Source organism: Variovorax sp. YR752, from assembly GCF_943372545.1.
This window is the reverse complement of the sequence record NZ_CALRZC010000233.1, coordinates 1-12763: the sequence shown is the minus strand read 5'-3', so window position 1 is coordinate 12763 and position 12763 is coordinate 1. Positions and strand designations below refer to the sequence as shown.

Annotated in this window: 11 protein-coding genes and 1 pseudogene; 8 read left to right on the top strand and 4 right to left on the bottom strand. The window is 66.8% G+C overall.

Going from position 1 to position 12763, the window contains the following annotated elements:
- From AAG801_RS34310 to AAG801_RS34300, 3 genes and pseudogenes are all read right to left on the bottom strand, one after another.
- A pseudogene (locus AAG801_RS34310) lies at positions 1-231 on the bottom strand (methyltransferase, TIGR04325 family); the annotation flags it as partial.
- A gap of 90 nt (positions 232-321) precedes the next feature.
- The gene (locus AAG801_RS34305; protein WP_341892433.1) at positions 322-1221 is read right to left on the bottom strand and encodes a response regulator transcription factor; all 900 of its coding nucleotides are present in this window, start codon (positions 1219-1221) and stop codon (positions 322-324) included.
- Positions 1193-4588 carry an ATP-binding protein gene (locus AAG801_RS34300; protein WP_341892432.1) on the bottom strand — a complete coding sequence of 1132 codons (3396 nt, stop codon included), beginning with the start codon at positions 4586-4588 and terminating at the stop codon, positions 1193-1195. Before AAG801_RS34300 ends, AAG801_RS34305 begins: the two co-directional genes overlap by 29 nt.
- A gap of 242 nt (positions 4589-4830) precedes the next feature.
- On the opposite strand from AAG801_RS34300, the gene urtA reads away from it, so the two are divergent.
- The 8 genes from urtA to AAG801_RS34260 all read left to right on the top strand — a co-directional run bounded on the left by urtA (position 4831) and on the right by AAG801_RS34260 (position 11984).
- Positions 4831-6099: an urea ABC transporter substrate-binding protein gene (gene urtA / locus AAG801_RS34295; RefSeq protein ID WP_341892431.1), complete on the top strand. Its 1269-nt coding sequence runs from the start codon at positions 4831-4833 to the stop codon at positions 6097-6099.
- A gap of 77 nt (positions 6100-6176) precedes the next feature.
- Positions 6177-7091 (top strand): urea ABC transporter permease subunit UrtB, encoded by a 915-nt coding sequence (urtB, locus tag AAG801_RS34290; protein WP_341892430.1) that lies wholly within the window; start codon positions 6177-6179, stop codon positions 7089-7091.
- Positions 7092-7119: 28 nt separating this feature from the next.
- The gene (gene urtC, locus AAG801_RS34285; protein ID WP_101492824.1) at positions 7120-8316 is read left to right on the top strand and encodes an urea ABC transporter permease subunit UrtC; all 1197 of its coding nucleotides are present in this window, start codon (positions 7120-7122) and stop codon (positions 8314-8316) included.
- A 22-nt stretch (positions 8317-8338) separates the two neighbouring features.
- A complete protein-coding gene (gene urtD / locus AAG801_RS34280; protein WP_101492825.1) occupies positions 8339-9082 on the top strand; it encodes an urea ABC transporter ATP-binding protein UrtD in 744 nt (247 codons plus the stop codon).
- Between the two features lie 15 nt (positions 9083-9097).
- Positions 9098-9787 (top strand): urea ABC transporter ATP-binding subunit UrtE, encoded by a 690-nt coding sequence (gene urtE, locus AAG801_RS34275; RefSeq protein ID WP_099797509.1) that lies wholly within the window; start codon positions 9098-9100, stop codon positions 9785-9787.
- Between the two features lie 24 nt (positions 9788-9811).
- Entirely contained in the window at positions 9812-11044 is a 1233-nt protein-coding gene (gene fmdA, locus AAG801_RS34270; RefSeq protein ID WP_013541972.1) for a formamidase, read from the top strand.
- Between the two features lie 13 nt (positions 11045-11057).
- Entirely contained in the window at positions 11058-11402 is a 345-nt protein-coding gene (locus AAG801_RS34265) for a zinc ribbon domain-containing protein (RefSeq protein ID WP_062478321.1), read from the top strand.
- 231 nt (positions 11403-11633) lie between these two features.
- The gene (locus tag AAG801_RS34260) at positions 11634-11984 is read left to right on the top strand and encodes an alpha/beta hydrolase (RefSeq protein WP_319360766.1); all 351 of its coding nucleotides are present in this window, start codon (positions 11634-11636) and stop codon (positions 11982-11984) included.
- Positions 11985-12043: 59 nt separating this feature from the next.
- Here AAG801_RS34260 and AAG801_RS34255 read toward each other — a convergent pair.
- Positions 12044-12763 (bottom strand): FAD-dependent oxidoreductase (locus AAG801_RS34255; RefSeq protein ID WP_341892429.1); only part of this gene is annotated, 720 nt, incomplete at its 5' end.

The following is a 12763-nucleotide window of genomic DNA, read 5'->3' as shown; positions in this document are numbered from 1 at the left end:
GGAGCGGCCCAGCCAGAAGAGGCCGGGATAGTCGTAGAAATAGATCTGCGGACTGTAGAGCTCGCCCGCGTCGGCATTGGCATAGCCGACGGCCTTGGTGGGCGGTGCGCCGGCCTCGGCCGCCGCGAAGCTTTCGAACGACCCCATGAAGAGGTTCTCGTCCGTGTTGTTCAAAAACTTGCGCTTGTAGGCGCTTTCGCGGGGCGGGAAGGCCAGCAGGCTTGAAAGCATCTCTGTCTCCGGTGGCCTGCCCATTCTGAGCGCAACCGGTGCATTGGAGGGCGATAGCCCGGCGCCGTTGGGGCGGTTACCCCATAGGGGTTACATACCGCTCGCGAGCGCCGCCGCCGCCGCCCGCGTTTCCACGCCCAGCTTCTCGAAGATGTGCTCCAAGTGCTTGTTCACCGTGCGCGGGCTGGTGCCCAAAATCTCGCCGATGTCGCGGTTGGTCTTGCCCTTGGCGAGCCACGACAGCACCTCGGTCTCGCGCGGCGTAAGAGCCGCTTCGGCCAGGCGCGCGGCCGGGCCTTCGCGCTGGATGGCGAACAGCAGCATGGTTTCGCCGAGCGCCGCGGCGCCCAGGTTGCGCACCGACAGGCGCATGGCCGTGGCGGTGCCGATGGCGATCGACGCGCCCGGCGCCAGCGCGGGCTCGACCGACGCAGGCAGGCGGCCAGGCGCCACCGGGTCTTCGAGCGCATGCAGCCACAGCGCGGCCTGCGGCGAGCGCCAGGCGATGCGCCCGCGCGTGTCGACGAACACCACGCCCATGCCCGCCACGTCGACCGCGTCGCGCGCCATGCGCGTGATGCGGGCGTTGCGCGTGTGGGTGTGCAGCCGCGCCAGCACCTCCTGCGCGCGGATCGGCTTCACCACGTAGTCGACGCCGCCGCACTCGAAGCCTTCGACGACGTGCGCGGTTTCCGACAGGCCCGTCATGAACAGCACGGGAATGTGCGCGAGCGCCGCGTTGGCCTTGATGCGCCGGCAGGTCTCGAAGCCCGAGAGGCCGGGCATGAGGCCGTCGAGCAAGATCGCGTCGGGCACCACCAGCTCGAGCCGCTGCAGCGCGGACTCGCCGTCGGCCGCCACCAGCACGGTGTAGCCGCTGGCCTCGAGCGTGTCGCACAGCATGCCCAGGCTGCTGGGGGCGTCGTCGACCACCAGCACGACGGGGCGTTCGGACATGGATTCAGGAGGGAGCGAGGGTGGTGTCTGCATCTTCTGCCAGTGCGTTGCGGAGCGTGTCGAGTTCAAAGCGCGTGACCATGCCGCGCAGCCAGGTGCAGGTGGCCGCCGCGGCGGGCGAGGCCGCGGCCAGCCGGTCGAGTGCGGTGTGCAAGCCGCGCACGTGGCCCATCTGCACCAGGCGCATCAGGTCGGCGCGGTCATCTTCGCTGAGCGCGAGCAGGGGCGGGCGCACCGGCGTCGCGTCGGGGTCGGCGGACGGCGGCAGGGCGTCGCCGATGGCCAGCCATTCGAGGCCCAGGTGCCGCTCCAGCGTGGCGATGAGTTCCGACTCGATCACCGGCTTGCCCACGAAGGCCTGGCAGCCCGCGGCGCGCAGCCGGTCGGGCTGGTTCTCGAACATGTTGGCCGAGACGATGATGATCGGCAGCTCGGCGAAGCCCGAGGCCCGCACCGAGCGCGCGGTCTGCCAGCCGTCCATGTCGTCCATCGTCAGGTCGAGCAGGATGGCCGAGGGCAGCTCTTCGCGCAGGCTGTCGAGGCACTCGGTGCCGCTGGCCGCCTCGCGCACCGTGAAGCCCAGCGGCGCGAGCATGCCGGCGAGCATCTGGCGCTGCACCGGCTGGTCGTCCACCACCAGCAGCGTGCGGCGCTCGCCCAGGTAGCCCGACACCGGCTCGCGCGAGCCCGCCTGCGGTCCGGGGTCGGCCACCTCACGCAGGTACACGCGCACGCTGAAGGTGCTGCCCGCCGAGGAGGTCGACGCCAGCTTGAGCTCGCCGCCCATGAGCGAGGTGAGCAGCCCGGTGATGGTCAGGCCCAGCCCCGTGCCCGGCTCGCCGCGCCGACGGCCCGCGGCGCCGCGCTCGAAGGGCAAAAAGATGCGCTGGCGGTCTTGCGGCGCCACGCCGATGCCGGTGTCGACCACGTCGAAACGCAGCACCTCGCGCCGCGCATCGACATGGAGCGTGACGGTGCCGCTGTCGGTGAATCGCACGGCGTTGGTCAGCAGGTTGATGAGAATCTGCCGCAGCCACTTCACGTCGGCATGCACCCACGGCGGCAGGCGGCCCGCATGCGTGTAGACGAACGCCAGGCCCTTGGCCTCGGCCTGCGGCCGCACCATCTGCACCACCTGGTCGAGAAAGGCGGGCAGCGCGAGCGGCGACGGCTCCAGCTGCAGCCGGCCGGCCTCGATTCGCGCCAGGTCGAGCAGGCCGTCGATGAGACCCAGCATGTGCTCGCCGCTGCGGTGGATGGTCTGCACCGCCTCGCGCGGCGGCAGGGCTGCGTCGCCGCCCTTGAGTAGGATCTGCGAGTAGCCCAGGATGCTGTTGAGCGGCGTGCGCAGCTCGTGCGTCATGCCGGCCACGTAGCGCGTCTTGGCCTGGTTGGCGGCCTCGGCGGCTTCCTTGGCGGTCTGCAGCGCGGCGTCGGTGCGGCGGTGCGCTTCGATCTCGAGCGCGAGCAGGTTGTTGTGGCGGTTCGATTCTTCCTGCGCCATCTGCCGGCTCTCGCTGCCCAGCACGACCCACCACGCGGCCACGGCGGCGATCACCGAGAGCAGCGCGAACACTTTCAAGAAGGCCGTCGCCATCGCCGAATCGATGGTGCCGGCGATGGCCTCCTGCGCGTAGACCACGCCGACCACCGTGGCGAGCAGCGCGATCAGCGAAGTGGCGACCAGCAGGTAGTGCGCCACGCGAAAGTTGAGCCGCGCCGACAGGGCAGGCGGCAGCAGCGCCTGCAGCCAGCCGCTCATCTGCTCGGCCGCGCGCGAGTCGGTCTTGCAGCGGTCGTGACAGCGCGATTCGAGCGTGCAGCACAGCGAGCAGATCGGCGCGCTGTAGGCCGGGCAGTGGGCCATGTCTTCCGACTCGAAGCTGTTGTCGCACACCGAGCACTTCACACTCTGGCCCGGCGTCCAGCGGTCGATGTCGGTGCGCGCCAGGTAGTAGCGCCCGCGCGTCTTCCACGCCAGCAGCGGCGACACGGCCATGGCCGTGGCGAGCGCGATGAAGGGCGAGAAGGCCCGCGCCCACTGGCCGAGCGCGCCCGAGTAGGCCAGCATCGCCAGCGCCGCCGCCACCAGCATCGCGACCAGGCCCACGGGGTTGATGTCGTACAGGTGCGCGCGCTTGAACTCGATGGTCTTCGGGCTCCAGCCCAGCGGCTTGTTGATGACCAGGTCGGCCACGAGCGCGCCGACCCAGGCGATGGCGATGTTGCTGTAGAAGCCCAGCACATGTTCCAGCGCGGCGAACACGCCGAGCGCCATCAGCAGGATCGCGATGGCCACGTTGAACACCAGCCACACCACGCGTCCCGGGTGGCTGTGCGTGAGGCGCGCAAAGAAGTTCGACCACGCCAGCGAGCCCGCATAGGCGTTGGTCAGATTGATCTTCATCTGCGACACGACGACGAACAGCACCGTGATGCCGAGCACCCACGCCGGGTCGCGCAGCACGTACGAAAAACCCGTGAGGTACATCTGCGTGGGCTCGATCGCATGGTTGGCCGGAATCTCGTGCTGCAGCGCGAGGAAGGCGAGGAACGCGCCGCCCATCATCTTCAGCATGCCCGGCACGATCCAGCCCGGGCCCGCAACCAGCACGGCCGTCCACCAGCGCCCGCGGTTGGCGGCGGTCTTCTCGGGCAGAAAGCGCAGGTAGTCGACCTGCTCGCCGATCTGCACCACGAGCGAGAAGGCCACCGTGGCCGCCGCGCCGAACATCAGCGGATCGAAGCCGCTGCTGTCGGAGGTGCGGCCCACGAGGCCGGTGAAGTCGGCGTACAGCTCGGGCTTCTTCACCATCACCGCGATGAAGGGGCAGACGAACAGCACGATCCAGATCGGCTGCGTCCACAGCTGCAGCCCCGAGATGAGCGTGATGCCGCGCGCCACCAGCGGAATGATCACGATCGACGACACCAGGTACAGCAGCCACAGCGGCCAGTCGAGGTACATCTGCAGCGCCAGCGCGAGGATGGCGGCCTCGAGCGCGAAGAAGATGAAGGTGAAGCTCGCGTAGATCAGCGAGGTGAGCGTGGAGCCCAGGTAGCCGAAGCCCGCGCCGCGCGTGAGCAGGTCCATGTCGACGCCGTGCCGTGCGGCGTAGTACGAGATGGGCAGGCCCGTGAGGAAGGTGATGAGCCCCACCACCAGGATCGCCCACAGCGCGTTCGAGAAACCGTAGCTCAGCGCAATGGCGCCGCCGATGGCCTCCAGCGCCAGGAACGAGGTGGCGCCGAAGGCCGCGTTGGCCACGCGGAACTCCGACCACTTGCGAAAGCTGCGCGGCGTGTAGCGCAGCGCGTAGTCCTCCAGCGTTTCGTTCGCGACCCAGGCGTTGTAGTCGCGGCGGATGCGAAAGATCTTCTGTCCGGAGACGGATGTCATGGCGGGTTCTCGCGGCGGCGGCTGTGGCATGCGTCAGGTACAGCAAGAAGCGCTCCCTGCCGTCTCCTGCGTTGTCTGGTTCGCGAGTCTGCGGCTCGGGCGGGGGCGCACCGCTACGTTGAATGACGTATTCGCGCAGAGGCAAGTGATTTCTAAAGTACCAGCCATGGTGCTAGCGGCACCGTCCGATGCACTGCGATGGTGCGCGGCTCTCTCTTCCTTCAACCTGCCTGGAGTTCCTGATGTCGCGTGATTCCGACCCTTCCTCTCTCGATGCCATGGCACTGCGCCGCCGCCGCCTGTTGCAGGGCGCCGCCGCGCTGCCCGTGATGGGCCTGAGCGGCCTGAGCTTCGGCCAGGGGCAGTTCCCCACGGCCAAGGTCAACACCACCAAGCTCGCGGTGACCGACACCGAAGTCACGGTGGGCCAGCTGCATTCGTCCACCGGCACCATGGCCATCTCGGAGACCGGCTCCATCCAGGCCGAGCAGCTGGCCATCGACCAGATCAACGCCATGGGCGGCATCCTGGGTCGCAAGATCAAGGTCATCAAGGAAGACGGCGCCTCCGACTGGCCAACCTTCGCCGAGAAGTCGAAGAAGCTGCTGGTCAACGACAAGGTCGCCGCCGTGTTCGGCTGCTGGACCAGCGCCTCGCGCAAGGCCGTGCTGCCGGTGTTCGAGAAAGAGAACGGCCTGCTGTACTACCCGACCTTCTACGAAGGCCTGGAGCAGAGCAAGAACGTGATCTACACGGGCCAGGAGGCCACGCAGCAGATCATCTGGGGCCTCGACTGGGGCGCGAAGGAGAAGAAGGCCAAGACCTTCTTCCTGGTCGGCTCCGACTACATCTGGCCGCGCACCTCCATGAAGATCGCGCGCAAGCACATCGAAAACTTCCAGAAGGGCTCGGTCAAGGGCGAGGAGTACTACCCGCTGGGCCACACCAACTTCAACTCGCTGATCAACAAGATCATGGTCGCCAAGCCCGACTGCATCTTCGCGGCGGTGGTGGGCGGCTCGAACGTGGCCTTCTACAAGCAGCTCAAGGCCGCGGGCATCACCGGCGACAAGCAGTTCCTGCTGACGCTGGCCGTGACCGAAGACGAAATGACCGGCGTGGGTGGCGAGAACTTCGCGGGCTTCTACTCGTCGATGAAGTACTTCCAGTCGCTGGACAACGAGAACAACAAGAAGTTCGTGGCCGCCTTCAAGGCCAAGTACGGCAAGGACGCGGTGATCGGCGACGTGACACAGGCGGGCTACCTCGGCCCGTGGCTGTGGAAGGCCGCGGTGGAGAAGGCCGGCAGCTTCGACATCGACAAGGTGGTCGCCGGTTCGCCGGGCATCGAGCTGAAGACCGCGCCGGAAGGCTACGTGAAGCTGGACGCGAACCACCACCTGTGGAGCAAGGCGCGCATCGGGCAGGGGCAGCTGGATGGCAGCTTCAAGGTGGTGGCCGAGTCGGCTGAACTGATCAAGCCTGATCCGTTCCCGAAGGGCTACCAGTAAACCGGCCGTAGGCCCTCACCCCAACCCTCTCCCGCGTGCGGGAGAGGGAGCCAATCCAACACTCCGGACGTCCCGCCATGACTCTGTCGGACATGATGAACATCGGCCTGATGCAGGGCTTCGCGGGGCTGAGCCTCTTCGCGGTGCTGCTGCTCATGGGCCTCGGGCTCGCGATCATCTTCGGGCAGATGGGCGTGATCAACATGGCGCATGGCGAGTTCATGACCATCGGCGCCTATTCGATCTACCTGGCCGCGCAGGTGACCGAGCGCATGGCGCCCGCGTTCATGCCGTACTACTTTCCGATCGCGATCGGCCTGGCCTTCGTGTTCGCATTCATCGCGGGCTGGCTCGTGGAATGGGCGCTGATCCGCCACCTGTACAAGCGACCGCTCGACACGCTGCTCGCCACCTGGGGCGTGAGCCTGGGCCTGCAGCAGATTTTCCGCACCTTCATCGGTCCGAAGGAAGTGAGCCCCACGCTGCCCGAGTGGCTCATGGGTTCGTGGACGCCGCATGAAGGTCTCGACATTCCGATCAACGGCCTCTTCGTGCTGGTGCTCACCGCGCTGGCCACGGGCGGCGTGCTCATCGCCTTGCACAAGAGCCGCTGGGGCCTGCGGGTGCGCGCCACCGTGGCCAACCGCACCATGGCCAACGCCACCGGCATCGACACCCAGAAGACCGACCGCCTCACCTTCGCCATCGGCTGCGGCATTGCCGGCGTGGCGGGCGCGGCCTTCACCACCATCGGCTCGACCGGGCCGACCTCGGGCTCGCTGTACATCGTCGATGCGTTCCTGGTCGTCACCTTCGGCGGCGCGGCGAGCCTCTTGGGCACCGTGGTCTCGGCCTTCGGCATTGCGCAGACGCAGTCGATCTCGGAGTTCTTCATGACCGGCTCGATGGCCAAGGTGCTGACGCTGTCGCTGATCGTCTTGATTCTGATGATGCGCCCCCAAGGCCTCTTCGCCGTCAAGGTGCGTCGTTGATTCCCGCTTCTTCCCGGAGAACCTCTCGATGAATTTCCTCAAGGCCTCGATCCAGCGCTACCAGCTCGGCAGCCTCCTGCTGCTGGTGCTGCTGCTCGCGGTGGTGCTGCCGCTGTCACTCGACATCTTCCGCCTCAACCTCGTGGGCAAGTACCTCACCTACGCCTTCGTCGCCGTGGGGCTCGTGATGGTGTGGGGCTACGGCGGCGTGCTGAGCCTGGGGCAGGGCGTGTTCTTCGGCATCGGCGGCTACGCGATGGCGATGTTCCTCAAGCTCGAAGCCTCCGACCCCATCACCACCAAGATCCAGTCGACGCCCGGCATCCCGGACTTCATGGACTGGAACCAGATCACCGAGCTGCCCGCGCTGTGGCTGCCGTTCAAGAGCCTGCCGCTGAGCCTGGCGCTGGTGGTGCTGGCACCGATGGCGCTGGCCTGGCTCGTGAGCTTCGCGATGTTCAAGCGCCGCGTGGGCGGCGTGTACTTCGCGATCATCACGCAGGCGGTGGCGCTCATCTGCACCGTGCTCATCATCGGCCAGCAGGGCTACACGGGCGGCGTGAACGGCATGACCGACCTGAAGACGATGCTGGGTTGGGACACGCGCACCGACAGCGCCAAGTACATCCTTTACTACGTCTGCGTGGGCTTGCTGGTGCTGAGCATCCTGCTGTGCCGCTGGGTGCAGACCAGCAAGCTGGGCACGCTGCTGCTCGCCATGCGCGACAAGGAAGACCGCGTGCGCTTCTCGGGCTACGACGTGTCGAACTTCAAGGTCTTCACTTTCTGCCTGGCGGCCGGGCTCTCGGGCATCGGCGGCGCCATGTTCGCGCTGCAGGTGGGCTTCATGTCGCCGAGCTTCGTGGGCATCGTGCCCTCGATCGAGATGGTGATCTTCTGCGCCGTCGGTGGCCGCATGAGCCTGGTGGGCGCGGTGTACGGCGCGCTGCTGGTCAACGCGGGCAAGACGCTGTTCTCCGAAAGCTTTCCCGACCTGTGGCTCTTTTTGATGGCCGCGCTCTTCATCGGCGTGACCATGGCCTTCCCAATGGGCTTGGCGGGCCTGTGGGAAGACACGATCAAGCCGTGGTGGGCCTCGCGTCGCCAGGCCCTGCGCGACGCCGCGGTGAAGCCGCCGCCCGCCGCCGTGTCGGCCCCATCCCCTGTTGCCGCGCCGCAGCCCGAGCCCGCCTTGCCCGAAGGCATCGGCCGCCAGCGCGCCTGATCGAACCCGGAGCCCCCACCCCATGAGCAACACCGACTTCGCGCTCGCCGTGGAAGACCTCACCGTCTCCTTCGACGGCTTCAAGGCCATCGACGACCTGACGCTGTACATCGACAAGAACGAGCTGCGCGTGATCATCGGCCCCAACGGTGCCGGCAAGACCACGCTGCTCGACCTGATCTGCGGCAAGACGCGCGCCAGCGCCGGCAGCATCAAGTTCAAGAACACCGAGCTCACCAAGATGGCCGAGCACAAGCGCGTGCGGCTGGGCATCGGCCGCAAGTTCCAGACGCCGTCGATCTACGAGAACCTCAGCGTGTTCCAGAACCTCGAGGTGTCCTTTCCCAAGGGTCGCTCGGTGTTCGGCGCGCTGGCGTTCCAGTGCGACGACGAGGTCAAGTCGAAGGTGCAGGCCGTGGCCGAAGACATCGGCCTGGCCGACAAGCTGCGCACCGAGGCGGGCCTCTTGAGCCACGGCCAGAAGCAGTGGCTCGAAATCGGCATGCTGCTGATGCAGGAGCCCGAGCTGCTCATGCTCGACGAGCCCATCGCCGGCATGAGCGCGCGCGAACGCGAACTCACGGCCGACCTGCTCAAGCGCATCTGCCAGAACCGCGCCGTGATCGTCATCGAGCACGACATGGCCTTCGTGAAGCAGATCGCGCACAAGGTCACCGTGATGCACCAGGGAAAGATCCTGGCCGAAGGGCCGATGGAGAAGGTGCAGGCCGATCCGAAAGTCATCGACGTCTACCTGGGGCACTGAACCATGAGCACCATCATGCTGAAGGTCGAAGACCTGCACGTCGCCTACGGCCAGAGCGAAGCCCTGCACGGCCTTTCGTTCGAAGGCCATGCGAACGAAACCATCGCCATCATGGGCCGCAACGGCATGGGCAAGACCACGCTGTTCAAGAGCCTCATGGGCATCCTGCCGCTGAAGAGCGGGCGCATCGAAGTGGCGGGGCAGGACGTGTCGCGCGACGAGAGCTTCCGGCGCGTGGCCAAGGGCATCGCCTACGTGCCGCAGGGCCGGATGATCTTCCCGACGCTGACCGTGGAAGAGAACATCCAGACCGGCCTGGAGAACTCGAAGACCCGGCGCATTCCCGAAGAAATCTACGCGCTGTTCCCCGTGCTGTGGGACATGAAGAGCCGCAAGGGCGGCAACCTCTCCGGTGGCCAGCAACAGCAGCTCGCCATTGCGCGCGCGCTCGTCACCGACCCCAAGGTGCTGCTGCTCGACGAGCCCACCGAGGGCATCCAGCCTTCGATCATCAAGGACATCGCGAAGGCGCTCAACGAGATCCGCAAGCTGCGCGGCATCACCATCGTCGTGTCCGAACAGGTGCTGAGCTTCGCGATGGACGTGGCCGACCGGCTCTTCGTGATCGAAGGCGGCCGGCTCGTGCACGAGACCGCGCGCGACAAGACCGATGTCGAGCACATCAAAGCCTATCTCTCTGTCTAACCACAACCCCAGGAGCCACTGCACATGACGGACACGCTGATCAAGGTCGACCTGACCCAATCGCCCACCGAGAACGAGAACATCCACAACCGCTGGCACCCGGACATTCCGATGGCCTGCTGGGTCAACCCGGGTGACGACTTCATCCTCGAGACCTTCGACTGGACCGGCGGCTTCATCAAGAACAACGACAGCGCCGACGACGTGCGCGACATCGACCTGAGCACCGTGCACTACCTCTCGGGCCCGGTCGGCGTGAAGGGGGCGGAGCCGGGTGACCTGCTCGTGGTCGACCTGCTCGACATCGGCGCCAAGCAGGACAGCCTGTGGGGCTTCAACGGCTTCTTCTCGAAGAAGAACGGCGGCGGGTTTCTCACCGATCACTTCCCCGAAGCACAGAAATCGATCTGGGACTTCAAGGGCATGTTCACGAGTTCGCGCCACATTCCGGGCGTGAACTTCGCGGGCCTGATTCACCCCGGCCTCATTGGCTGCCTGCCCGACAAGCCGATGCTCGACATGTGGAACGAGCGCGAAGGCAAGCTCATCGCCACCGACCCGGACCGCGTGCCCGGCCTCGCGAACCCGCCGTTCGCCGGCACCGCCCACATGGGGAAGATGACCGGTGAAGCTCGCGCCAAGGCCGCAGCCGAAGGTGCCCGCACCGTGCCGCCGCGCGAGCATGGCGGCAACTGCGACATCAAAGACCTGTCGCGCGGCTCGAAGGTGTTCTTCCCTGTGTACGTCGATGGCGCGGGCCTGAGCGTGGGCGACCTGCACTTCAGCCAGGGCGATGGCGAGATCACCTTCTGCGGCGCCATCGAGATGGCCGGCTGGGTGCACATGAAGGTCACGCTCATCAAGGGCGGCATGGCCAAGTACGGCATCAAGAACCCGATCTTCAAGCCCAGCCCGATCACGCCGCAGTACAACGACTACCTGATCTTCGAAGGCATCTCGGTCGACGAGAGCGGCAAGCAGCACTACCTCGACGTGAACGTGGCCTACCGCCAGGCCTGCTTGAACGCCATCGAGTACCTGAAGAAGTTCGGCTACTCGGGCGCGCAGGCCTATTCGATCCTGGGCACCGCGCCCGTGCAGGGCCACATCAGCGGCGTGGTCGACGTGCCCAACTCGTGCGCCACGCTGTGGCTGCCCACGGGCATCTTCGACTTCGACATCAACCCGAACGCCTCGGGGCCAGTGAAGTTCATCGACGGCAGCATCGACATGCCGCTGTCGCACGACCTGCGCTGAAGAAGGCCCACGCATGCCGACCTACGACTACGCCTGCGGGCAGTGCGGTGGCTTCGAATCGCTGCGGCCTTCGGGCCAGCGCGATGAGCCCGCTGCCTGCCCCGACTGCGGCACGGCCTCGCCGCGCGTATTCACCGCCGCGCCGCGCCTGGCGCTGATGGCCGCCGACACGCGCCACGCGATGGCCACCAACGAACGCGCGCGGCACGAGCCGTCGAGCTCGCGCGACTATGCGCGGCTGCGGCATCCCTCGGGCTGCGGCTGCTGCTCGGGATCGTCGCGGCGCAGTGCCACGCAGACCGCGCCGAACGGTGCGAAATCGGCCCCGTCGCGGCGGCCCTGGATGATCTCGCACTGAGGCTTCGGCTCGCATTCCTTGCATGCGTCATGCGCATGCAAGGAATGCCGAGGACGAGAACTTTCTCGTGCGTTCCCTCTGGGGAGCAGGGTTCCGGCCGCCGCATCGCATGCGCGAGCGACGCGCGATTGTTTCAATCCCGTGAACGCCGCGATTCCTTTTGCTGCCGTTTTTTTGGGCGCTTCAGGTTCAAACTTCATTCCATCGACACACCACCTGAAGGAGATTGAAATGAATGCCTCGAAGACCCTCGCCGCCGTTGCCCTCTCGCTCCTGGCTGCTGCCGGTGCCCACGCTGAAACCTATGACGGCGTGCACACCGTGAACTCGACGCTCTCGCGTTCGGAAGTCGCGTCGCAAGCCGTGGCTGCCGCCCGTGCCGGCAACGAATACAGCGACGGCGCCACCGCCGGCGCACAGACCTTCACCTCGACCGCCGACCGCTCGACGATCCGCGCTGAAGCCGTCGCCAAGGCCCACGACCCGCTCGCCAGCCTCGACCGCCGCGCGTTCTACCGCGACGAAGTGCCGGCTGCGTACAAGAAGCCCAGCGTGTCGTTCACGCGCCAGGCTGGCCTGTAATTGGTCGACTGCAGCTCCTTCGGGGGCTTAAAAAAGAACGGGCCCTCGGGCCCGTTTTTTCATGCCTGCATCTTCGCGACCCGGTCTGCGACGTGCTCGCCCAGCGCGAGTGATGCCGTCAGCCCCGGCGACTCGATGCCGAACAGATTCACCAGCCCCGCGATGCCGTGGTCGCGCGGCGTCTGGATCACGAAATCCGTCGCCGTGTTGTGCATCGACGAGCCCGGGCCCGCCAGCCGCGGGCGGATGCCGGTGTAGCCCGGCTGCAGCTCGCCGTCCTGCAAGGCGGGGTAGTAGCGGCGCACCGATTGGTAGAAGGCCGCTTCGCGTGAGGCGTCGAAGCTGTAGTCGATGCCGTCGCGCCAGCTCAGGTCGGGCCCGAACTTGCATTGGCCGCCGAGGTCGAGCGTCACGTGCGCGCGCAAGGCGCCTTCGCGCCCGGTCGGGTACACGAGATGGCGGAAGGGCGATTTGCGCGCGAGTGAGAAGTAGTGGCCGATCGCGTAGTACAGCGGTGGGACCTTGTCTGTGGGCATGCCTTCCACGCGTGCGGCGATTTCCTGCGCGCCGAGTCCGGCCGCGTTCACCACCGTGTTGCACAGCACGCTCGTTGCTTCCGCGCCGCCCACCTCGACCACAATGCCGTCCGCGGTGGGCCGCACGGCCAGCACGCGACTCTGCAGCGCAAGCGAGGCACCCGCGCGTTCCGCGTCGCCGAGGTACGACAGCATCAGCGCATGGCTGTCGACGATGCCCGTCGAAGGCGAGTGCAGCGCGCC